The organism is Salinarimonas soli (genome assembly GCF_008386575.1).
Classification (GTDB): domain Bacteria; phylum Pseudomonadota; class Alphaproteobacteria; order Rhizobiales; family Beijerinckiaceae; genus Salinarimonas_A; species Salinarimonas_A soli.
This window is the reverse complement of record NZ_VUOA01000019.1, coordinates 280,315-300,984: the sequence shown is the minus strand read 5'-3', so window position 1 is coordinate 300,984 and position 20,670 is coordinate 280,315. Positions and strand designations below refer to the sequence as shown.

The following is a 20,670-nucleotide window of genomic DNA, read 5'->3' as shown; positions in this document are numbered from 1 at the left end:
ACGGCGTGCCGGGCCAGAACGTTAGGGCGGATCAATAGTTCAGGATGCCGTCAGGTCAATCCGCCCGGCGCTATGAAACCCTTCACCATCCCAAGCGGAATCGGCACCCCGACGGGGCTCCCGTGCCTGGTTTAAGGAAAATGTTCGCAAGCGCCGGGTAATCGGGCGCCGTGGCCGCGCAGACGGCCGTCACCCGGGGGTCCCCTCATGTCGTCCATGCTTCGTTTCGGCGCCTGCGCGCTCGTTCTCGCCTTCGCTATCCCTGCGCCCGCTTCCGCCAAGAGATGGAAGTTCGAGATCATCAACAAGTCGGCCGCCCACGTGACCTCCTTCCGCACGCAGGAAGACGGCAAGTGGAGCAAGAACTGGCTCGAGGAGAACGTCGCCCCGGGCGAGACCTTCGACATGGATTTCGGCACCGACGAGGGCGACTGCTCCGTGCGCACCCGGATTGCGTTCTCGGACAAGACCCACGTCGACGCCAACATCGACTATTGCAACGCCGACAAGATCACGGTGCGCAACAGCGGCATCGTCTGGGAATAGGCGCCCCCTCGTCCCGCGCCGGAGGCCCGCCCGGCGGGCCTGCCCCGCCCGGAGGCGGAACCCTCCTCCCCATCCCGCCGTTGCGCTAGCGCCTCGGCGGGATGTGCGATGTTCGATTGGCTCTTCGACCCTGGGGCCCTCGCCGGCCTCGCGACGCTGATCGTGCTCGAGATCGTCCTGGGCGTCGACAACCTCATCTTCGTCGCCATCCTGGCCAACAGGCTTCCGCCCGAGCGGCGCGACAGGGCCCGCATCGTCGGCCTGTCGCTGGCCCTCGTGATGCGGCTGGGGCTGCTGGCGGGCATCTCCTGGCTCACCCGCCTGACGGCGCCCCTCTTCACGCTGCTCGGCCACGGCTTCTCGGCCCGGGACGTGATCCTGGCGGCGGGGGGCGCCTTCCTCATCTACAAGGCGACGACCGAGCTCCACGAGCGCCTGGAGGGCGCGGACGGACCCGCCGCCGCGGGCGGGCGGGGCCGGGCCGTGTTCTGGCAGGTCATCGCCCAGATCATCGTCCTCGACCTCGTCTTCTCCCTCGATTCCGTGATCACAGCGGTTGGCATGGTCAACGACCTGCCGGTCATGATCACGGCCGTGGTCCTCGCGGTCGCCGTGATGATCCTGGCGAGCGGCCCGCTGATGCGGTTCGTGAACGCCCACCCGACCGTGGTCATGCTGTGCCTCGGCTTCCTCCTCATGATCGGCTTCAGCCTCGTGGTGGAGAGCTTCGGGCTGCACATCCCCAAGGGCTACCTCTACGCCGCGATCGGCTTCTCGATCGGGATTGAGGCCCTCAACCAGCTCTCCCGGCGCAACCGGATCCGTGAGGCGGCCCGCGGCGACCTGCGGGAGCGCACCGCCGACGCCGTGCTGCGGCTCCTTGGCGGCGACGCGGCGGCGCCCGAGGAGGTGGCGGCCCTGGCGGCCTCCTCGGCGGCGCGGACCGGGGACGGCCCCTTCCAGGCGGCCGAGCGCGCCCTGGTGAGCGGCGTGCTGGATCTCGCCGCCCGCCCGGTCCGCTCGGCCATGACCCCGTCGCCTCGGGTGGTCTGGCTCGACGTCGAGGCGCCGGCGGACGTGCTGCGGCGCCGGATCGTGGAGAGCGGCTACTCGCATTTTCCCGTCGCGCGCGGCGGGCTCGACGATCTCGTGGGCGTGGCGCCCGCCCACGAGATCGTGCGCGCGCTCATCGAGCAGGGGCGCCTCGACCCCGCCGGGATCGACCGCAAGCCCCTCGTGGTGCACGAGGGCATGCCGGTTCTGGGGCTCGTCGAGGCGATGCGGGAGCGGCGCACGCCCATCGCGATCGTGACGGACGAGTTCGGGGCCGTGGTGGGCGTCGCCACCGAGGGCGACATCCTGGAGGCCATCGTGGGCGGCCTCGGCGGGGCGGACGTCCCTGGGATCGACGCCGAGAGCGGCCTCGTGGCGGACGGGGGCATGGACCTGCGGCGGATCGGGCAGGCGCTCGGGGTCGATCTCGCCCATGAGACGCACGGCGCGGCGACGCTCGCGGGTTACCTCCTGCATCATTTCGGCCGGGTGCCCGAGCCCGGCGAGAGCCTTCGGACGGGCGGCCTCAGCTTCGAGGTGATCGAGGCGGATACACGCCGCATCCGGGCCGTGCGGATCCGGCGCGAGGCGGCCGAGACCCATCACTAGCGCAAAACCTGCCGGAACCGCGCGGGCGTGCCCTCCGTTGGCCAGGCGTCAGGTGGGAGATGCGAGCCATGGGCAAGAAGGCCAAGGCCAAGAAGCTGCCGAAGACCATCGCCGGGGTGAAGATCCCCAAGGAATTGCGCAGGAAGGGCGGCTCCCTCGTCGACATCCTCGAGAGCCCGACCGCCCGCATGATCGCGGCCGAGGCCCTCATGGCGCTCGCCGGCGCGCTCGCGGGCAACCGCACCAGCCGGCAGGCCATCGCGGGCGCGGGGCAGGATGCCGCTGAAGCGGGGGCTCAGGCGGCCGATCGGACGGGGGACGCGGTGCGAGGCGCCGCCGAGGTCGCGACGGGCCTCGTCGCGGAGGCCGCCCGCCACGTGCTGCCCACCGCGCTGGGCGGCAAGAGCGACGACGTGGTGCGCCGGGCCGACCGCAAGGGCAAGGATCGCGACCGGGACAGCCGCCATTAGGCGGGGGATCGGGGTCAGCCGGCCTGTAAGCCGGGTTCTGTAGAGCCCGGGACGGATCCCGGGCCGGCGGCCATTCCTCTGGGACGATCGTCGCCGATCGCCTCGAGCAACCAACCCGGGCGACTGGGCTGGAAGCGTGCCCTGGCGGCATGAAGCCGCCGCGCCGCCCCTATTCGGTCTTGCTCCCGGTGGGGTTTGCCGTGCCGTCCGCGTTACCGCGTCCGCGGTGCGCTCTTACCGCACCCTTTCACCCTTACCCCGGACGGATCCGGGGCGGTCTGCTTTCTGTTGCACTGTCCCTGGGGTCGCCCCCGCCGGACGTTATCCGGCACCGTGCTTCCATGGAGCCCGGACTTTCCTCCCCGGGACGGATCCCGGAGCGGCCGCCCGGCCGGCTGACCGGGGCATGTGGTCCCTTGAGGCCCGATGCGTCAAGCGGGGATTGGCGGGCGCTCAGTCCGCGCTCGCCTGGAGGACCTTCACCTTGCCGCAATAGGCCTGGGCCGCGCGGGTCATGCGCTCGGCCCGCAGGCCCGCCTGGTAGCGCAGGATCGTGCCGCAGGTGTCGCCGCCCGCGAGCCGGTAGGCTTCGCCCAGATACTTCATCCCGAAGCGCAGGTTGGTCTCGGGATCGAGGAGCCCCGCCGGGGCGCCCGAATAGCCGAGGCTGCGGGCGGTGCGGTGGTTGATCTGGGTGAGGCCCATATTGGGGCCGTTGCGGGCGCCCGGATTGTAGCGGCTCTCGATGCGCACCACCGCCTCGGCGAGGCTCGGCGGTAGGCCGTGGGCGGCCGCGTGGCGGGCGATGAGGGGGCGCATGGCGGCGGCGCGGCCGAGGTCGTGGCCGATGCGGAAGTTGCCGTAGCGCTCGCGTCCGCGCTTGGACGACGGGGTCTCGGGCTCGACGAGCGGCACGGGGGTAGCGCTCGGGAGCGACGCCGTCGTCGCGGGAGCGGCCTCCTCGGCGATCTCCACGATCACGCGGCCCGTGGTGTCCGCCTCGGCGCGCACCATCGCTGGCGTCAGTATCGTCAAGCTCATCGCCATCCATGCGACGTTGATCCCGCGAGCGCTCACGATCATCTTAATTCCCCTCTCGTCGTTGCGGCCGAGACGGACCCGGTCGGGTCCAATTGAGGCGAAGGTATGGCACATTGCCTCAAGGGAAACAGCCCCGCTTTTCAAAGATTGTAACGGATCGTTAATCGCGCAGATCGCTCGCCTGCGCGCCGAGAGCCTCTAACCCTTGCGGCGCAACGTATCGGCGGCCGTGCCCCCACGTTTCACGCACGCCCGTTCCAGCGGGTCGCGGACTGGAACTGCGCAGCTTTTGGTGAGTTGGCGTCTTCGACGGGTGGCGCTACGGTAGGACCGCCGTTGCGAGGGGTCACCTCAACGGTCGAACGAGGATTGTGTACGATGAAGAAGATCATGACTCTCGCCGCAGCCGGTGCGCTCACGATGTCGGTCGCGGCCTGCAACACCCCGGGCGAGCGGGCGGCGGGCGGTGCCGTGATCGGCGGCCTCGGCGGCGCGGCGGTCGGCGCGGCGGTCGGCGGGGGCCGTGGGGCTCTTGTCGGCGGCGCGCTCGGCGCGGCGGGCGGCGCCATCGTCGGTGCCGGCACGGCTCCTCCGGCCGACGCCTGCCCCTACGGCGCCTATCGCGGCCGGGATGGACGAATCTACTGCTACTGAGCCACACTTCGCTGCGGTTCAGCCGGCCGGGGTCCCCGACCCCGGCCGTTTTCATGTGTGACCTTTGAGCATGGCGAGCAGCGTCTGGGGGAAGCTGGGGGGAGTGGGCCTGGGGCTCGCGCTGGGCGGGCCGCTCGGCGCGCTGGCGGGCGCCGTCGCCGGGCACGTCCTCGTCGACCGGGAGGGCGCGCCTTTCGGGCCCGCGCCCCGCGATCTGGTCTTCACCACGGGCCTCGTGGCGCTCGCGGCCAAGATGGCGAAATCCGACGGGGTGGTGACCCGCTCCGAGGTCGAGGTGTTCCGCCGCATCGTCGAGGTGCCCGACGACGAGCGCGAGCGCGTGCAGAAGCTGTTCGACCTCGCCAAGGGCAGCACCGGCGGCTTCGAGGCCTATGCCCGCCAGCTCGCCGACACGTTCCAGGACGAGCCGCGCCTCCTGGAGGACGTGCTGGACGGCCTGTTCCATATCGCCAAGGCCGACGGGGCCGTGCACGAGCGCGAGCTCGCCTACCTGGAGGCCGTGGCGGGCCTCTTCGGCTTCGACGAGGCGGGCTTCGAGCGGGTCATGGCGCGGCACGTGCGGCGGCGGGACGACCCCTATCTCGTCCTCGGCGTCGACCCGTCGATGAGCGACGCGGATCTGCGCCGGCACTACCGCGCGCTCGTGAAGGAGATCCACCCGGACCGGGCGATCGCCCGCGGGCTGCCGCCGGAGGCCGTGCGGATCGCCACCGAGCGCCTCGCCGCCGTCAACGCCGCCTGGGAACGCATCGGCGCGGAGCGTGGTTTGAGTTGAGACCGAATTCCCTTGACGAGGAACGGTTCCGCCCCCGGAACCCCCGCGTCCGGGGTGAGCCGGAGCCGCTCCGCCTGGGGCTCCGACCCCGCGAGGCCCCACGATGAGTTCCCTGCCCCAGCCCGAGAGCCCCGTCGCCGCCAAGGTCTTCCCCTCGCCCAACCACGGCGAGCGCAAGGACGGCCGGCTGCCCGACATGCTGCTCCTCCACTACACGGGCATGCCCGTGGACGGGGAGGCGCTGCAATGGCTGTGCAATCCTGTCTCGGAGGTCTCCTGCCACTATTTCGTGTTTCCCGACGGCCATGCGCTCCAGCTCGTGCCCGAGCGTCGGCGGGCTTGGCATGCCGGGGTGTCGGCCTGGGCCGAGAACCGGGACCTGAACTCCTGCTCCATCGGCATCGAGATCGCCCATCCGGGCCACGAGGGAGGCCTGCCGCCCTATCCCGACGCGCAGATCGAGGCCGTGACGCGCCTGTGCCGCGACCTGTGCCAGCGCTGGCGCATCGCGCCCGACCGGGTGCTCGGCCATTCCGACGTCGCCCCCGACCGCAAGCGCGATCCCGGCGAGAACTTCCCCTGGGAGCGGCTCCATGCCGCCGGCGTCGGGCACTGGGTGCGGGCGGCGCCCCTCGACGGCGACGGCCGCTTCTTCCAGCGCGGCGACCGGGGCACCCCCGTGGAGGCGCTCCAGGCCATGCTCGCCCTCTACGGCTACGACCAGCCGATCACGGGCGCTTTCGACGAGACCATGGAGCGCGTGGTCACGGCCTTCCAGCGCCATTTCCGGCCCGAGCGGATCGACGGCGTGGCGGACCCGTCCACGATCACCACCCTGCGCAACCTCATCGCCTCGCGCCCCGGCCCGATGATCTAGCCCCCTACCCGTCCGGAACATTGCCGGAACATGACGGAAGGTTCATTCGCCATTCCGCCGTAAACCTGTGAGAATGCCTCGACGGTTGGATCCCTATCTTCAGCGAGGCTGGCGGTGCGCCGGGTGTGGGTTTGGAGTGCGGCGACGCTCGTGCTGCTGGCGGGAGCGGGCGGATATGCGTGGACGAATGCCGGCGGGAGCGGGGCCAACGACGCGCCCTATCGCACCGCCGCGGCCGATCGCGGGACCATCACGGCGAGCGTGCGGGCCACGGGCTCGCTCACGCCGATCACGACGGTGCTGGTGGGCTCGCAGCTCTCGGGCCAGGTGATCGAGATCCTCGCCGACTACAACAGCCCCGTGAAGGCGGGGCAGGTCTTGGCCCGCCTCAACCCCGAGCAGATCAAGTCGCGCCAGGATGCGGCCCGGGCGGACCTCGCCCAGGCGCGCGCCGACGTCGCGGTGCGCCGGGCCCAGATCGACCGCGCCCGCGCCTCCCGCCTCAAGGCCGAGGCGACCTTGCGGGACGTGACGGCCCAGCGTGACCGCGTGACGGCCCAGCTCGCCGACGCCCGCCGGACCCTGGAGCGCCAGAGCGAGCTCAATTCCCGCGCGGTCGGGGCCCAGACCTCCGTCGAGACCGCCCGCACCGCCGTGGAGGTCCAGACCGCGACGCTCGCCTCCTCCGAGGCCCAGATCGCGGCGCTCGCCGCCGAGACCCGGGGGCTCGAGGCCGACGTGGCCCTCGCCGAGGGGCAGCTCCAGGCGGGCGAGGCCGTGGTGCTCCAGCGCGAGGCGAAGCTGCGGGACGTGGAGATCGACCTGGAGCGCACCGAGATCCGCTCCCCCGTGGACGGCGTGGTCATCAAGCGCGACATCGACCTCGGCCAGACCGTGGCGGCGTCGCTGAACGCGCCTACCCTCTTCCAGGTGGCGCAGGACCTGCGCCGCATCGACATCTACGCCAATATCGACGAGGCCGATGTCGGGCGTCTCAAGCCGGGCCAGCCCGTGACCTTCGGCGTCAACGCCTACCCGAACCGCACCTTCGAGGGCGCGGTGAAGCTCGTGCGGCTCTCCGCCCAGACCGTGCAGAACGTGGTGACCTACACGGCGGTGATCGAGGTGCAGAACCGGGACGAGGCGCTCCTGCCCGGCATGACGGCAAACCTCCAGATCGTCACCGAGGAGCGCCGCGACGTGCTGCGCGTCCCCAACGCCGCCCTGCGCTTCCGGGCGCCGGGCGCCACCGCTTCGCCCACGCCGCTCGGGCCCGCGCCCGCCCAGGCGCAGGCCGCCGAGCGCGGCGGCGGCCGCGGCGGACGGGCCGGGGAGGCGTTCCGCGAGCGCCTCATGAGCGAGGTCCAGCCCACGCCCGAGCAGGCCTCGGCGATCCAGGCGATCCTCGCCGAGGCGCGGGGCAACGCGCCCGGGCGCGAGCCGGGCCTCTCCGACGAGGAGCGCCGGGCGGCGGGGCGCCAGTACCGGGCGGAGCTGATGGCGAAGGTGTCGGCGGTGCTCGACCCCGAGCGGCGCGCCAAGCTTGCCGCGATGATGGGCGAGGGCCGGCGCGGCCCGGCCGATCCCGGGAGCCCCGGGCGCGTCTTCGTCCTGGACGCGCAGGGGCGGCCGCAAGGGCTGACGCTGCGGGTCGGCGCCACGGACGGCAGCTTCACGGAGGTGATCGCGGGCGACCTCAAGGAGGGCGCCCCGGTGATCGTCGGCGGCGGTCCCCGGCCTGCGGCGGACGCGCCGGCCGGCGCAGGGCGCGCGCCGGGCTCCCGCGGCCCGCGGCTCTTCTGAGGATCCGGCGCCATGGCCCTGATCGAGATCAGAGATCTCGCCCGCGCCTACGAGCTCGATTCGGGGCGCGTCGTCGCCCTCGACGGGGTGTCCCTCGATATCGACGAGGGGGACATGGTCGCCGTCATGGGCCCGTCGGGCTCCGGCAAGTCGACCCTCATGAACCTGCTCGGCTGCCTCGACCGGCCGACGGGCGGGCTCTACCGGCTCGCGGGCGTGCCCGTCGAGACCCTCGACAAGGACGGGCTCGCGGCCCTGCGCAACCGGCGCATCGGCTTCGTCTTCCAGCAGTTCAACCTGCTGCCGCGCACCGACGCGCTGGGCAATGTCGAGCTGCCGATGATCTATGCGGGCGTCGACCGGCGGACCCGGCGGGAGAAGGCGCTTCGCGCGCTCGCCCGCGTCGGCCTCTCGGAGCGCGCCCACCACCGGCCGACGCAGCTCTCGGGCGGCCAGCAGCAGCGCGTCGCCATCGCCCGCGCCCTCGTCAACGACCCGAGCCTCCTGCTTGCCGACGAGCCGACGGGGGCGCTCGACAGCCGCACGGCCCTGGAGATCCTGGCCCTGTTCCAGGAGCTCAACCGCGAGGGCGTCACCCTCGTCCTCGTCACCCACGACGCGGATGTCGGCCGCCACGCCCGGCGCGTGGTGCGCTTCCGCGACGGCCGCATCGTCGAGGACCGCCGCCAGGAACCGCTCGACGCCCGCGTGGCGCTCGAGGCGATGACCCGGGAGACGGCAGCGTGAGGATCGGCGATCGCTTCTTGGCATGCGCTCGGCGGAGCCGAGCAACCTCCCCCTTGATGGGGGAGGTCGATGCGAAGCATCGGGTGAGGGTGGCAGCGCCAACGATCAAGCGTCGTGGCTCCCCCCTCACCCGGCCCTTCGGGCCGACCCCGGATCAAGTCCGGGGCAGGCTCTCTCCCGCCAGGGGAGAGGTTGTCGCGCTCCGCGCGACAGGAGGGATGACATGCCCCTGATCGAAGCCTTCCGCTCCGCCCTCTCGGCGATCACGGCCAACGCGCTGCGCTCAGGCCTGACCATGCTCGGCATCGTGATCGGCGTCGCGGCGGTCATCGCCATGGTGGCGATCGGGTCGGGCGCGCGAAACCTCGTCGACCAGCAGATCCGCTCGCTCGGCGCCAACCTCGCCGTGATCACGCCCGGCAACGTCACCCAGGGCGGCGCGCGGTTGGGCGCGGGCGCCGCCTCGACCCTCACCGACGAGGACGCGCTTGCCATCAAGCGCGAGATCGAGGGCGTCACGGCGGCGGCGCCCTTCGTGCGCGGGCAGGCCCAGGTGGTCCAAGGCGCCCAGAACTGGAGCACGGGCGTCTTCGCCATCGACGAGGACTGGTTCGTCGCCCGCGAATGGAGCGTGGCGCAGGGGCGCGAGTTCGACCCGGACGAGATCCGCCGGGGCGAGATCGTGGTGCTGCTCGGCCAGACCGTGGCGCGCAACCTGTTCGGCGACGAGGACCCCGTCGACAAGACGGTGCGGGTGCGCAACGTGCCCTTCCGGGTGATCGGCGTCATGGCGCCGAAAGGCCAGTCGGCCTTCGGCCAAGACCAGGACGACGCCATCTTCGTGCCCCTCGACGCGGGCCGCCGCCGGGTCATCGGCCGCAACTACGCCAAGGACCGCTCGGTGGGCTCGGTCTTCGTGAAGTTCGAGCGCGAGGAGGACATCGCCCCGGGCATCCAGCGCATCGAGGCCCTGCTGCGCCAACGCCACCGCCTGGGCGCCGACCAGGAGAACGACTTCGCGACCCGCAACCTCACCGAGATCGCCAACACGGCGGCGGCCTCCGCCAACACCCTGTCCTGGCTGCTCGCCGCTGTCGCCGCGGTGTCGCTCATGGTGGGGGGCATCGGCATCATGAACATCATGCTCGTCTCGGTGACGGAGCGCACCCGCGAGATCGGCCTGCGGCTTGCGGTGGGCGCCCGGCCGCGCGACATCCTCGGCCAGTTCCTCATCGAGGCCACGACGCTTGCGACGCTCGGCGGCGCGGTGGGCGTGGCGATCGGCGTCGGCGCGGCCTACGCGGTCGCCAACATGGCCGGCTGGCCGTCGCTCGTCTCGCCGGAAGCGATCGCGGTGGCGGTGCTGTTCTCGGGTCTGGTGGGCGTGTTCTTCGGGTTCTATCCGGCACGACGCGCGGCGGCTTTGGACCCGATCGAGGCGCTGCGGCGGGAATGATCTCCCCTCTCCCAGGGGGAGAGGGGAGGCGCGCTACGCCGCCCGGCGCGCCTCGCCGGCAACCGCCGCTACCAGCGCCGCCCAATCCGGCACCGGCTCCCGCTCGCCCGTCGCCTGGACGAGCCCTCGGGCGCCGGAGAGCGCGCCGGGTGCCAGCTCCAGCCCCTGGAAGCGCCCGCGCTCGTAGGGGCCGGGGAGCCACAGGCCCTCGGTCGCCTCGGCCGAGAAGCCGAAGCGGGCGTAATAGAGGGCGTCGCCCACCAGAATGACGGCGCGGTGGCCGAGCGCCCGTGCCCGCGCGATCGCCTCGCGCATGAGGCGCCCGCCGAGGCCGGCGCCCTGGAGGGCGGGGTCGACGGCGATGGGGCCGAGCATGAGGCCCGGACGGCCGGGGCCGAGGGTCACGTGCCACAGGCGCACGGTGGCGACGACGCGGCCGTCCATCTCGGCGACGAGGGCGAGGCCCTCGGCCGGCAGGCGGCCCTCGCGCAGGCGCTCGCAGGTCTTGGTGAAGCGGTCGTCGCCGAAGCACGCGTCGAGCAGGCGCTCGCGGGCCGGGACGTCGAGGAGGGTCTCTTGGCGAACGACGATCATGGCCGTGGCCTCCCTGGGCATAGGGTTGCGACAGCCCTCGCACCTGCGGGGCTCGCAGGCCGTCCGGGACGGGATCGATGGATTGGGAGTCCCCCCGCCCGCGATGTGCGAGCGGGGGTAGTCGGGTCAGATCACGTAGGACTTGAGCGGCGGGAACCCGTTGAAGTGGTTCGCCGAGTAGGTCGTCGTGTAGGCGCCCGTGCCCTCGATGAGGACCTTGTCGCCGATCTCGAGGGAGACCGGCAGGAAGTACGGCTCGCGCTCGTAGAGCACGTCGGCCGAGTCGCAGGTCGGGCCGGCGAGCACGCAGGGGATCTTGCGATCGCCGTCGTGCTCCGTGCGGATCGGGTAGCGGATCGACTCGTCCATCGTCTCGGCGAGGCCGCCGAACTTGCCGATGTCGAGATAGACCCACCGCACCTCGTCCTCGTCGCGGCTCTTCTTGGAGATGAGCACGACCTCGGCCTCGATGAGACCCGCATTGCCGACCATGCCGCGGCCCGGCTCGATGATCGTCTCGGGCAGGCGGTTGCCGAAGTGCCGGGACAGCGCCTGGAAGATCGACTGGCCATAGGCCTCGACCATCGGAACCGTCTTCAGGTACTTCGTCGGGAAGCCGCCGCCGAGATTGACCATCGAGAGGTGGATGCCGCGCTCGCGGCACTCGCGGAAGATCTCCGCCGCCGACGCGAGCGCGCCGTCCCAGGCCTCCGTGTTGCGCTGCTGCGAGCCGACGTGGAACGACACGCCGTAGGCCTCCAGACCCAGGCGGCAGGCGTGCTCCAGCACGTCCGTCGCCATCTCCGGCACGCAGCCGAACTTGCGCGACAGAGGCCATTCGGCACCCGCGCCGTCGCACAGGATGCGGCAGAAGACGCGCACGTCCTCGGCGCCGGTCAGCGCCTTGGCCCGGGCGATCTTCTCCACCTCCACCTCGCAATCGACCGCGAAGAGGCGCACGCCAAGCTCGAGAGCCCGCGCGATGTCGCGCTCCTTCTTGATCGTGTTGCCGAAGGAGATGCGCTCAGGGGTCGCGCCGGCGGCGAGCGCCAGCTCGATCTCCACGACCGAGGCCGTATCGAAGCAGGAGCCGAGATCCGCCAGGAGCTTCAGCACCGCCGGGTCCGGGTTCGCCTTGACGGCATAGAACACGCGGGTGTCCGGGAGGGCGCGGGCGAACTTGGCGTAGTTGTCGCGCACGACCTCGAGGTCGACCACCACGCAGGGGCCGTCCTCACGTCGGTTACGCAGGAATTCGCGGATGCGCTCCGTCATGGTCATTCCCCACCAAGGCTCAACGGCGGCCTTTCGAGACCGCAGGTTGTCAGGACTGAACGGCGCGCGGCCGTCCGGCGTCAGCGGGTCAAGCGGTCCTCGCGCAGCCGTGCGTTGGAAACACGACGTGCGCCAGGGCTCTTGGACCCGGCGATGCTGCCTTGGCTTGGAGGGATGATCCTCCGCACGTGGGGCAAGGATAAACAAGCCTCTTCGGTGCCGGCCTTTGGAGGGCCGACGAGACCAAAAAAGCCCGTTCGTCGTTGCTTTAAGCTGCGTCCCCCGTGGAGTTCGGGGTTCGCCGGTTTCGCCTCCGGCTGCCGGTTGTCGTGTTGGGATCCGGTGTTGCCACCGGGACTGCCGCGGCCAGGGTTCCCACCCTGAACGCATCAGCCCTTTCGATCCCTGGCGGCTGTCCGGCCTCTTGTCCGGATGCCCACCAACCGGCACGCGGCCACAGGCACGTGCGAAATTGGGCAAGGCGTAGATACGATCGATTGCCCCCGATCACAAGGGGTTTCTCGGGCAAATCCCAAATTTTTAACACCCCCTGAGAACCCGGAATTCCCTTGTAGAAGCCGAGACTTAGCCGGGGGCGAGGAATCCGCTCGGCAAGGGGGCGCGGCACGGCCCGGGCGGGCATGGTAAACGGGTAACAGGCCCCCGTGCCCTCCCCTCCCCTCGACGAACGCCCCTCCACCGCCTACGTGAGGAACCGAAACGGCCCCGCATCGAGGGCCGGGGGTCCCGAATGCTGTCGCGTCGTCATCTCCTGGCCGGGGCCGCGTCCCTCGCCGCGCTCCAGGCCGCCCATCCGGTTCTCGCCCAAGGCGCCCCGCCGCCGGGCCAGCCGCAGACCTTCCCGTTCGAGGAGGTGGTGCGCCGGGCGCGCGAGCTGGCGAGCGTGCCCTTCGACGGCTCCGTCCCGCCCCTGCCCGAGGCGCTGGCGGGCTTGAGCTTCGACGCCTACCGAGACATCCGCTTCCGGCCCGACCGGGCGCTGCTCGCCCAGTCCGGCGGCCCGTTCCGGATGCAGATGTTCCATCTGGGCTTCCTGTTCCGCCGCCCGGTGACGGTGAACGTCATCCGCGAGGGCATGCCGACCCCCGTCCTCTACCAGCCCGCCCTGTTCGATCTCGGCAAGAACCGCTTCGAGCGGCCCTTCCCGATCAATTTGGGCTTCGCGGGCTTTCGCCTGCACTATCCCTTGAACCGCCCCAACGTCCTCGACGAGGTGATCGCGTTCCTGGGGGCGAGCTATTTCCGGTTCCTGGGCCGCGACCAGCGCTACGGCCTCTCGGCACGGGCGCTGGCCCTGCGGGTCGAGGGCTCGCAGCAGCCCGAGGAGTTCCCCTTCTTCCGCGAGTTCTGGGTCGATTCCGCGCCGGGCCAGGCGCCGGACCGGGCCACCATCTACGGGCTTCTCGACTCGTCCGCGGTCACGGGCGCCTACCGGTTCGACGTCTATCCGGGGGCGGAGACCGTGGTCGAGGTCACGGCAAACCTATTTCCCCGCCGCACGGTGACGGCGGTCGGGATGGCGCCGCTCACCTCCATGTTCTTCGTGGGCGAGAACGACCGGCGCTTCTCCGACGATTTCCGCCCGGAATTGCACGATTCGGACGGGCTCCTGCTCCATTCGGGGGCGGGCGAATGGATCTGGCGCCCGTTGCGCAACCCGGCCCGCAAGACCGTGTCGAGCTTCCTCGACAACAACCCGCGCGGCTTCGGGCTGCTGCAGCGCGACCGGACCTTCGAGAACTACCAGGACCTGGAAGCGCTCTACCACATGCGCCCGGGCTACTGGGTGGAGCCCATCGGGTCCTGGGGCGAGGGCAAGGTCGAGCTCGTCGAGATCCCCACCAAGGACGAGACGGAGGACAACATCGTCGCCTATTGGGAGCCCAAGACCCCGTGGGAGCCCGGCCAGGAGGTGGTGCATGCCTACCGCATCCGCTCCCTCACGCAGGCGGACCGCCTGCATCCGGGCGGCAAGGCGGTGAACACCTACATGGCGCGCCCGCAGGCGAGCGGGTCCTCGGAGACCGGCGACCCTACGGCCCGGCGCTTCATCATCGACTTCGCGGGCGGCGACCTCCCCTACTTCCTCGCCACGCCCGAGGCCGTCCAGGTGGTGCCGAGCACGTCGACCGGCCGCATCACCCACACCTTCGTCGTGCCCAACGACCACACGCAGGGCTTCCGCTGCGCCTTCGACGTGAAGCTCGAGCCGGGGCAGCGCACGGACCTGCGCTGCTTCCTGCGGGCCGGCGGGCGGGCGCTCACCGAGACCTGGACCTATCCATGGGCACCGGTCTGAGCCGCGCGCCCCGCGCCGGGGCGGCGATGGACGGGTCGCGAGGCGAGGGATGTCGGTCGTGACGGGCCAGAGCCTGCGGATCCGTCCGGCCGCGGAGGCCGATCTCGACGCCATCGAGCGCATCGAGACCGGCGCCTTCGCGTCCGACCGGGCGAGCCGGCGCCAGATGCTGCACGCCGTGCGCTCCGGCACGATCCTGTGCCTCGTCGCGGAGCGGGACGGGGCGGTGGCGGGCTACGCGACCGTGGAGTTCCGCCGCGGCGCGCGGGTGGCCCACCTCGCCTCCATCGCGATCGCGCCGAGCGCGGCGGGCCGGGGGCTCGGGCGCGAGCTTCTCATGGCGGTCGAGGCCGGCAGCCGCGCCCGCGGCTGCGACCGGCTCCGCCTGGAGGTCCGCGCCGACAACGTCGCGGCCCAGCACCTCTACGATCGGTCCGGCTACGCGCGGATCGGCGAGGAGGACGACTATTACGAGGACGGGTCGAGCGCCTGGCGCTACGAGAAGCGGCTCGCCTGAGCGGGGGCAGGGCTGGGCTGCCTCCGCCCCCTAACCTCGCCCTCCGCCGTCCCGACTGCGGCCGCCCCGCCTACAGCCCGAACCGGTCCACGTCCCGCAGCAGCTCCACGAAGGCCGCCGCGCCGAAATCGGCCGAGGCGCGGCCCTTCTCGGCCGTCGCCGCCGTGGCGTCGCCCATGGCGCCCTTCGGGTTGAGGTCCTGCGCCATCCAGCCGAAGCCCGCGGGCTGGCCCGCGCGAAGGTGGGTCAGGTCGCGCTCCATGGCCATCGTGCGGGGCACGAAGTTCTCCGCCTTGTCCATGCGCACCGTCTCGGGGCGGAAGGCGAGCATGAGAGAGGTCTCGACGTCGCCCGCGTGGATGCCGTGGCGCGCCTCCTCGGCCCCGTAGAGGCCCTCGGGGTAGCCCAGCCGGTGCCAGGCGGCGGTGACCACGAGCATGTCGAGCCGGACGCGCAGGTCGCGGGCCACGATGTCGATCACCGCCACGTTGCCCCCGTGCGAGTTCACGAAGACGAGCTTGCGGCAGCCCGCCCGATGCACGCTCTCGCCGATCTCCGTCCAGGCGCGGATCACCGTCTCGGCCGAGAGCGTCAGGGTGCCGGGGAAGCGCAGGTGCTCGTTGGACTTGCCCACCGCCTGGGTGGGGAGCACGAGCACGTCGAGGTCGTCCGGTACGAGGCCCGTCATGCGCTCGAGATAGCCCCCGGCGATCATCGTGTCGACGCCGACCGGCAGGTGCGGCCCGTGCTGCTCCACGGCGGCGACGGGAAGGACGGCGATGGTGCGGCTCATGTCGCGGGAGGCGAAGTCCTCCCAGGTGAGATCGAGCCAGGAACGGGCGGGCATGGGGCCTCTCTTAGGTGACGCAACTGTGGGGAGGGGCGATCAGTCGTGGCGTGCCGCGACGACCTCGATCTCGACCTTGAACTCGGGGCGGGTGAAGCCCGACACGATCACGAGGGTGGAGGCGGGGGGCGGGGTCGCGACGAAGCGGTCGCGCGCCTCCATGTAGCCCTTCATGTGGGCGCGGTCGGTCACGAAGGCGTTGATGCGCACGACGTCGCCCGGCTCCATGCCGGCGCTCGCGAGGATCGCCCGGATGGCGGAGAAGCACAGTTCGGCCTGCGCTCCGACGTCCTCGGGGATGGTGGCGTCCTCGGCAAGGCCGAGCTGGCCCGAGGCGAAGACGAGCCGGGCACCCGCGGGGACCTCCACGGCGTGGGAATAATTGGCGAAAGGCGGGCCGATGGTGGCTGGCGTGAGGGCGCGCATGATTGTCCGATTGAACCGGGGCTCCAAGCGTTGCAGCATAGGGATCACGCGACGGCGGGCAAGCCGGGGCGGCGGCGAGCCCAGGCATGGGATTTGCAACCCTCCGTAACGGCAGCGCCGATCCGCATGCGGGCCAGGCGACGTGCCTAAGCAATAGGCAGTGGAGGCAGACCATGACGAAGTGGAAGCAGGCACTCGCGGCGACGGTGGCGCTCGGCGCGCTGTCCGGCGCGGCCGGCGCGCAGACCGCGGCGCCGACCAAGGTCCGGTTCGGCACCAACTGGGTCGCCCAGGCCGAGCACGGCGGCTATTACCAGGCGGTGGTCGACGGCACCTATCGCCGCTGCGGCCTCGACGTCGAAATCGTGCCCGGCGGCCCCCAGGCCAACAACCGCATGCTCCTGCCCGTGGGCCGCATCGATTTCTACATGGGCGGCAACATGGTCCAGGCCTTCTCGGCCGTGGAGGAGAAGATCCCGACCCTCGTGGTCGCGGCGAGCTTCCAGAAGGATCCTCAGGTCCTGCTGTCCCATCCGGGCCAGGGCCTCGACAAGTTCGAGGACCTCAAGAAGTCGAACGACATCCTCGTCTCGAAGGAGGGTCTCGCCACCTATTACCAGTGGATGAAGACCGAGTTCGGCTTCAAGGAGGAGCAGACCAAGCCATACACCTTTAACGCGGCGCCCTTCATCGCCAACAAGCGCTCCGTGATGCAGGGATATCTCTCGTCCGAGCCCCTGAAGGTCGAGAAGGCGGGGAACTTCAAGCCCGTCGTGCATCTCCTCGCCGATAACGGCTTCGACACCTACGCCACCACGATCGAGACCCGCCGCGACCTCGTCGAGAAGCAGCCGCAGGTGGTCCAGTGCTTCGTCGACGGCTCGGCGGCCGGCTGGTACGCCTACCTCTACGGGGACAACAAGGCCGCCAACGCGGTGATCAAGAAGGACAACCCCGAGATCACGGACGAGCAGATCGCCTATTCCATCGAGAAGATGAAGGAGTACGGCATCGTCGATTCGGGCGACACGCTGAAGCACGGCATCGGCGCCATGACGGACGAGCGCATGAAGAGCTTCTTCGACAAGATGGTGAAGGCGGGCCTGTTCAAGGCCGACCTCGACTACAAGAAGAGCTACACGCTGCAATTCGTGAACAAGGGCGTCGGCCTCGACCTTCGCCCGAAGAATTAAGCCCCGCCTCCCCTCTCCCGGAGGGGAGAGGGACGCACCCGGTGCCAGGGGGTGAGGGTGGCGCGCAAACACCAGAGCGCTCCAGCCCTCGCCACCCACCACCCCGGGCACAAGCTCCCGCACCTCGCGTCGCAGGCGGAACCCTCGTGCAAACCCGTTCGACCGCCCACCCGCACCCCCTGGCACTCAGTGCATCCCTCTCCCATCCGGGAGAGGGGGGGTCGCCGCTCGTCTCGCTCCGCGGCGTGAAGAAGACCTTTGCCAACGGCACCACGGCGCTCGCGGGGCTCGACCTCGGCATCCGGGCGGGCGAGTTCGTCTCGCTCCTCGGGCCCTCGGGCTGCGGCAAGTCGACGGCGCTGCGCATCCTGGCGGGGCTGATGGACGCCTCGGCGGGCACCGTGGAGTGGCCGGGCTCGGGCGCCGACGCGGACCATCGCGGCGAGATCGGCTTCGTCTTCCAGGAGCCGACGCTGATGCCCTGGGCCAACGTCGCCGACAACGTCTGGCTGCCCCTGCGCCTGCGGGGCGTGTCGCGCAAGGCGGCGCAAGGCTCGATCGACGAATGCCTCGACCTCGTCGGCCTGTCGGGGTTTCACAAGTCCTATCCCCGCGAGCTGTCGGGCGGCATGAAGATGCGCGTCTCCATCGCCCGCGCCCTGTCGCTGCGGCCCAAGCTCCTCCTGATGGACGAGCCCTTCGCGGCCCTCGACGAGATCACCCGCTTTCGCCTCAACGACGACCTCCTCCACCTCCAGCGCGATTTCGGCTGCACGGTCGTGTTCGTGACCCATTCGGTCTACGAGAGCGTCTACCTGTCGAGCCGGATCGTGGTGATGGCGGCGCGCCCGGGCCGGGTGGTGGCGGAGATCGACGTCGACGCGCCGCGCGAGCGCGACGAGGAGTTCCGCACCACGCCCCTCTACGGGGATCTCTGCCGGCAGGCGAGCCGCGCGCTCCATGGCGCCATGGCGCCCGACGAGCACCTGTGAGGCCCCGCATGGACGCCACCGCCCCCGCCCGCATCGACGCGCCGAGCCCGCCGGCCCGGCCCCGCGACTGGAGCGCCGCCTGGAAGGTGGTGCTGCCGCTCGCCCTCTTCGTCCTCGTCCTGTGGGGCTGGGAGACCTATGTGGTCGCGAACGAGGTGCCCCCCTACATCCTGCCCGCGCCGAGCGTGATCTGGGCGACGCTCCTGAAGGACTGGCCGGTCCTCTCCGTCTCGCTCCTCACCACGCTGAAGACCACGTTTCTCGGCCTCATCCTCGCCGTCACGGGCGGCGTGGCCCTGGCCGTGCTGCTGAGCCTCTCGCGGCTCGTCGAGTACTCGCTCTACCCCTATGCCGTGGTGCTGCAGGTGACGCCCGTGGTGGCGATCTCGCCGCTTCTCCTCATCTACCTGCCTCAGGAAGCGGCGGTGCTCACCTGCGCGTGGCTCGTGGCGTTCTTCCCCGTCCTGTCCAACACCACGCTCGGCCTGCAATCCGTCGACCGCAACCTGCTGGAGCTGTTCGACCTCTACGGCGCCACGCGGCCGAAGGGCTGGCCCGCCTTCGTGGGCCGCTTCGTGACCCGGCTCAAGGCCCTGTGGTACCTGCGCCGCCCCGCCGCCCTGCCCTACTTCCTGGCGGGCCTCAAGATCGCGGGCGGCCTCTCCCTCATCGGCGCGGTGGTGGCGGAGATCGCGGCGGGGTCGGCCGGCGCCGGCTCGGGCCTCGCCTACCGCATCATCGAGAGCCAATACCGCCTCAACATCCCCCGGCTCTTCGCGGCGCTGGCGCTCCTCTCGCTCACGGGCGTGGTGATCTTCCTCGCCCTCTCCGCCCTCTCCCACCTCCTGCTGCGCCGCTGGCACGAGAGCGCGCTCGGGAGGGAGCGGTGAGGGGTGGAGGCGCGTCCCCCTCCCCCTTGCGGGGAGGGGTTAGGGGTGGGGGTCGGGACGCCAACCGCGGCCAGTCCAGGATAGGACTGTACGCACCTGCGTGCTCCCCACCTCCCCGCCAGCTCCGACTTTACGACCCCCACCCCCGGCCCCTCCCCGCAAGGGGGAGGGGTGAGGTTGCGACATGACCCACGGCTTCGCCACCATCCCCGACGCGCCCGCCTATCGCCTGTGCGATGCCCGCGCGCCCTTCGCGCTCATCCACCAGGGCGGCATCGCGGCCGATCGCGAGGGGTTCGCCCATGTGGACCTCACGGTGTCGGAGGGACGGATCCTCTCCATCGTGCCCCATGGCGGCTTCACCCTCGACGGGGACCTGCCGGCCGTGGCGCTGGGGGGCGGGATCGTGCTGCCCCGGCTCATCGACATCCACACCCACCTCGACAAGGGCCATATCTGGCCGCGCAAGCCCAACCCGGACGGCACCTTCATGGGCGCGCTCAGTGCGGCGGGCGCCGACCGGGAGGCGCATTGGTCGGCGGACGACGTACGCCGGCGGATGGACTTCTCCCTGCGCTGCGCCTTCGCCCACGGCACGGGCGCTGTGCGCACCCACCTCGATTCCATCGGACCGCAGACCGCGATCTCCTGGGAGGTGTTCGCCGCCGTGCGGGCTGACTGGGCCGGCCGCATCGCCCTCCAGGCCGTCTCCCTCTTCCCCCTGCCCGTCGCGCTCGACGACCCGGAGCGCTTCCGGGAGGTGGTCGAGACCACGGCCCGGCACGGCGGCGTCCTCGGCGGCGTCACCTATGTGGGCGAGCGGCCGGACGGGCGCACGGACGCGGCCCTCGACCGGGTCTTCGAGGCGGCGGCCGCCCACGGCCTCGACCTCGACTTCCACGTCGACGAGAGCGATTCCGGGGACGCCCGCACCCTGGAGCGCATCGCCGACGCCGCCATCCGCCATCGCTTCGGGGCTAAGATCGTCGCGGGCCATTGCTGCTCGCTCGCCCTGATGGACGACGAGGACGCGCGGCGTGTGATCGCCAAGGTGGCGGAGGCGCGCATCGCCGTGGTGAGCCTGCCCATGTGCAACATGTACCTCCAGGATCGGCGGCAGGGGCGCACGCCTCGCTGGCGGGGCGTCGCGCCGCTGCACGAGCTCGCCAAGGCCGGGGTGCCCGTGATGGTCGCCTCCGACAACACCCGCGACCCCTTCTACGCCTATGGCGACCTCGACATGCTGGAGGTCTTGCGCGAGGCGACCCGCATCCTCCAGCTCGACCATGCGGGCCGGGACTGGATCCGGGCGGTGGCCTGTACCCCCGCCGACATCATGCACCTCGACCGCCACGGGCGCCTGGAAGCCGGCGACGCGGCCGACCTCGTGCTCACCCGCGCGCGGTCCATGAGCGAGCTCCTGGCCCGCCCCCAGGGCGACCGCACGGTGCTCGTGGCCGGCCGGCCCATCGACACCACCCTCCCCGACTACCGCGAACTCGACAACCTGATGCGCCATTGACGCGGCCCGAAGACGATGCGCAAACGGCTGAGCCTGGAGAGA

At 71.2% G+C, this 20,670-nt stretch carries 20 protein-coding genes and 1 other RNA gene; 15 read left to right on the top strand and 6 right to left on the bottom strand.

Features of this window, described 5'->3' with window-relative positions:
- Positions 1-207: 207 nt before the first annotated feature.
- The 3 genes from F0L46_RS10570 (at position 208) to F0L46_RS10560 (ending at position 2,678) form a co-directional block, all read left to right on the top strand.
- A complete protein-coding gene (locus F0L46_RS10570; RefSeq protein WP_149817227.1) occupies positions 208-546 on the top strand; it encodes a hypothetical protein in 339 nt (112 codons plus the stop codon).
- Positions 547-654: 108 nt separating this feature from the next.
- On the top strand, positions 655-2,208 hold the full coding sequence (locus tag F0L46_RS10565; protein WP_149817225.1) for a TerC family protein: 1,554 nt from the start codon (positions 655-657) through the stop codon (positions 2,206-2,208).
- Positions 2,209-2,276: 68 nt separating this feature from the next.
- Positions 2,277-2,678, top strand: coding sequence for a hypothetical protein (locus tag F0L46_RS10560; RefSeq protein ID WP_149817223.1), 402 nt, complete (start codon positions 2,277-2,279; stop codon positions 2,676-2,678).
- A gap of 10 nt (positions 2,679-2,688) precedes the next feature.
- Here F0L46_RS10560 and rnpB read toward each other — a convergent pair.
- An RNA gene (gene rnpB / locus F0L46_RS10555) (RNase P RNA component class A) lies at positions 2,689-3,077 on the bottom strand.
- A 54-nt stretch (positions 3,078-3,131) separates the two neighbouring features.
- On the bottom strand, positions 3,132-3,719 hold the full coding sequence (locus tag F0L46_RS10550) for a lytic transglycosylase domain-containing protein (protein ID WP_188311915.1): 588 nt from the start codon (positions 3,717-3,719) through the stop codon (positions 3,132-3,134).
- 378 nt (positions 3,720-4,097) lie between these two features.
- Here F0L46_RS10550 and F0L46_RS10545 point away from each other — a divergent pair, with 378 nt between their 5' ends.
- The 6 genes from F0L46_RS10545 to F0L46_RS10520 all read left to right on the top strand — a co-directional run bounded on the left by F0L46_RS10545 (position 4,098) and on the right by F0L46_RS10520 (position 10,052).
- Positions 4,098-4,373 (top strand): YMGG-like glycine zipper-containing protein, encoded by a 276-nt coding sequence (locus tag F0L46_RS10545; protein WP_149817219.1) that lies wholly within the window; start codon positions 4,098-4,100, stop codon positions 4,371-4,373.
- A 70-nt stretch (positions 4,374-4,443) separates the two neighbouring features.
- A complete protein-coding gene (locus F0L46_RS10540; protein WP_149817218.1) occupies positions 4,444-5,169 on the top strand; it encodes a J domain-containing protein in 726 nt (241 codons plus the stop codon).
- A gap of 103 nt (positions 5,170-5,272) precedes the next feature.
- Positions 5,273-6,046 carry an N-acetylmuramoyl-L-alanine amidase gene (locus F0L46_RS10535; RefSeq protein WP_149817216.1) on the top strand — a complete coding sequence of 258 codons (774 nt, stop codon included), beginning with the start codon at positions 5,273-5,275 and terminating at the stop codon, positions 6,044-6,046.
- A gap of 123 nt (positions 6,047-6,169) precedes the next feature.
- Positions 6,170-7,849: an efflux RND transporter periplasmic adaptor subunit gene (locus tag F0L46_RS10530; protein ID WP_149817214.1), complete on the top strand. Its 1,680-nt coding sequence runs from the start codon at positions 6,170-6,172 to the stop codon at positions 7,847-7,849.
- 12 nt (positions 7,850-7,861) lie between these two features.
- The gene (locus F0L46_RS10525; protein WP_240539942.1) at positions 7,862-8,596 is read left to right on the top strand and encodes an ABC transporter ATP-binding protein; all 735 of its coding nucleotides are present in this window, start codon (positions 7,862-7,864) and stop codon (positions 8,594-8,596) included.
- A gap of 223 nt (positions 8,597-8,819) precedes the next feature.
- Positions 8,820-10,052, top strand: coding sequence for an ABC transporter permease (locus F0L46_RS10520; RefSeq protein WP_149817212.1), 1,233 nt, complete (start codon positions 8,820-8,822; stop codon positions 10,050-10,052).
- 33 nt (positions 10,053-10,085) lie between these two features.
- Here F0L46_RS10520 and F0L46_RS10515 read toward each other — a convergent pair whose 3' ends face one another.
- Both F0L46_RS10515 and F0L46_RS10510 read right to left on the bottom strand, forming a co-directional pair.
- The gene (locus tag F0L46_RS10515; protein WP_149817211.1) at positions 10,086-10,646 is read right to left on the bottom strand and encodes a GNAT family N-acetyltransferase; all 561 of its coding nucleotides are present in this window, start codon (positions 10,644-10,646) and stop codon (positions 10,086-10,088) included.
- 126 nt (positions 10,647-10,772) lie between these two features.
- Entirely contained in the window at positions 10,773-11,921 is a 1,149-nt protein-coding gene (locus F0L46_RS10510; protein ID WP_149817209.1) for a type III PLP-dependent enzyme, read from the bottom strand.
- Between the two features lie 751 nt (positions 11,922-12,672).
- On the opposite strand from F0L46_RS10510, the gene F0L46_RS10505 reads away from it, so the two are divergent.
- Both F0L46_RS10505 and F0L46_RS10500 read left to right on the top strand, forming a co-directional pair.
- A complete protein-coding gene (locus tag F0L46_RS10505; protein WP_149817207.1) occupies positions 12,673-14,241 on the top strand; it encodes an OpgD/OpgG family glucan biosynthesis protein in 1,569 nt (522 codons plus the stop codon).
- Positions 14,242-14,290: 49 nt separating this feature from the next.
- On the top strand, positions 14,291-14,758 hold the full coding sequence (locus tag F0L46_RS10500; protein ID WP_149817206.1) for a GNAT family N-acetyltransferase: 468 nt from the start codon (positions 14,291-14,293) through the stop codon (positions 14,756-14,758).
- A 70-nt stretch (positions 14,759-14,828) separates the two neighbouring features.
- Here F0L46_RS10500 and F0L46_RS10495 read toward each other — a convergent pair whose 3' ends face one another.
- Both F0L46_RS10495 and F0L46_RS10490 read right to left on the bottom strand, forming a co-directional pair.
- Positions 14,829-15,605 carry a creatininase family protein gene (locus tag F0L46_RS10495; protein WP_149817204.1) on the bottom strand — a complete coding sequence of 259 codons (777 nt, stop codon included), beginning with the start codon at positions 15,603-15,605 and terminating at the stop codon, positions 14,829-14,831.
- Between the two features lie 39 nt (positions 15,606-15,644).
- Positions 15,645-16,034 (bottom strand): RidA family protein, encoded by a 390-nt coding sequence (locus tag F0L46_RS10490; protein ID WP_149817538.1) that lies wholly within the window; start codon positions 16,032-16,034, stop codon positions 15,645-15,647.
- A gap of 170 nt (positions 16,035-16,204) precedes the next feature.
- Here F0L46_RS10490 and F0L46_RS10485 point away from each other — a divergent pair, with 170 nt between their 5' ends.
- The 4 genes from F0L46_RS10485 to F0L46_RS10470 all read left to right on the top strand — a co-directional run bounded on the left by F0L46_RS10485 (position 16,205) and on the right by F0L46_RS10470 (position 20,628).
- On the top strand, positions 16,205-17,224 hold the full coding sequence (locus tag F0L46_RS10485; RefSeq protein WP_149817202.1) for an ABC transporter substrate-binding protein: 1,020 nt from the start codon (positions 16,205-16,207) through the stop codon (positions 17,222-17,224).
- A 245-nt stretch (positions 17,225-17,469) separates the two neighbouring features.
- Positions 17,470-18,216, top strand: coding sequence for an ABC transporter ATP-binding protein (locus F0L46_RS10480; protein ID WP_240539940.1), 747 nt, complete (start codon positions 17,470-17,472; stop codon positions 18,214-18,216).
- An 8-nt stretch (positions 18,217-18,224) separates the two neighbouring features.
- Complete coding sequence (locus F0L46_RS10475; RefSeq protein ID WP_149817200.1) at positions 18,225-19,106, top strand: ABC transporter permease; 882 nt, start codon at positions 18,225-18,227, stop codon at positions 19,104-19,106.
- Between the two features lie 184 nt (positions 19,107-19,290).
- Positions 19,291-20,628 carry a cytosine deaminase gene (locus F0L46_RS10470; RefSeq protein ID WP_149817198.1) on the top strand — a complete coding sequence of 446 codons (1,338 nt, stop codon included), beginning with the start codon at positions 19,291-19,293 and terminating at the stop codon, positions 20,626-20,628.
- The last annotated feature ends 42 nt before the right edge of the window (positions 20,629-20,670 follow it).

Excerpts from the sequence above, each read along its gene's own strand:
- F0L46_RS10570 (WP_149817227.1), top strand. The coding sequence starts at position 208 with ATGTCGTCCATGCTTCGTTTCGGCGCCTGCGCGCTCGTTCTCGCCTTC.
- F0L46_RS10565 (WP_149817225.1), top strand. The coding sequence starts at position 655 with ATGTTCGATTGGCTCTTCGACCCTGGGGCCCTCGCCGGCCTCGCGACG.
- F0L46_RS10560 (WP_149817223.1), top strand. The coding sequence starts at position 2,277 with ATGGGCAAGAAGGCCAAGGCCAAGAAGCTGCCGAAGACCATCGCCGGG.
- F0L46_RS10550 (WP_188311915.1), bottom strand. The coding sequence starts at position 3,719 with ATGAGCTTGACGATACTGACGCCAGCGATGGTGCGCGCCGAGGCGGAC.
- F0L46_RS10545 (WP_149817219.1), top strand. The coding sequence starts at position 4,098 with ATGAAGAAGATCATGACTCTCGCCGCAGCCGGTGCGCTCACGATGTCG.
- F0L46_RS10540 (WP_149817218.1), top strand. The coding sequence starts at position 4,444 with ATGGCGAGCAGCGTCTGGGGGAAGCTGGGGGGAGTGGGCCTGGGGCTC.
- F0L46_RS10535 (WP_149817216.1), top strand. The coding sequence starts at position 5,273 with ATGAGTTCCCTGCCCCAGCCCGAGAGCCCCGTCGCCGCCAAGGTCTTC.
- F0L46_RS10525 (WP_240539942.1), top strand. The coding sequence starts at position 7,862 with ATGGCCCTGATCGAGATCAGAGATCTCGCCCGCGCCTACGAGCTCGAT.
- F0L46_RS10520 (WP_149817212.1), top strand. The coding sequence starts at position 8,820 with ATGCCCCTGATCGAAGCCTTCCGCTCCGCCCTCTCGGCGATCACGGCC.
- F0L46_RS10515 (WP_149817211.1), bottom strand. The coding sequence starts at position 10,646 with ATGATCGTCGTTCGCCAAGAGACCCTCCTCGACGTCCCGGCCCGCGAG.
- F0L46_RS10510 (WP_149817209.1), bottom strand. The coding sequence starts at position 11,921 with ATGACGGAGCGCATCCGCGAATTCCTGCGTAACCGACGTGAGGACGGC.
- F0L46_RS10505 (WP_149817207.1), top strand. The coding sequence starts at position 12,673 with ATGCTGTCGCGTCGTCATCTCCTGGCCGGGGCCGCGTCCCTCGCCGCG.
- F0L46_RS10500 (WP_149817206.1), top strand. The coding sequence starts at position 14,291 with ATGTCGGTCGTGACGGGCCAGAGCCTGCGGATCCGTCCGGCCGCGGAG.
- F0L46_RS10495 (WP_149817204.1), bottom strand. The coding sequence starts at position 15,605 with ATGCCCGCCCGTTCCTGGCTCGATCTCACCTGGGAGGACTTCGCCTCC.
- F0L46_RS10485 (WP_149817202.1), top strand. The coding sequence starts at position 16,205 with ATGACGAAGTGGAAGCAGGCACTCGCGGCGACGGTGGCGCTCGGCGCG.
- F0L46_RS10475 (WP_149817200.1), top strand. The coding sequence starts at position 18,225 with ATGGACGCCACCGCCCCCGCCCGCATCGACGCGCCGAGCCCGCCGGCC.
- F0L46_RS10470 (WP_149817198.1), top strand. The coding sequence starts at position 19,291 with ATGACCCACGGCTTCGCCACCATCCCCGACGCGCCCGCCTATCGCCTG.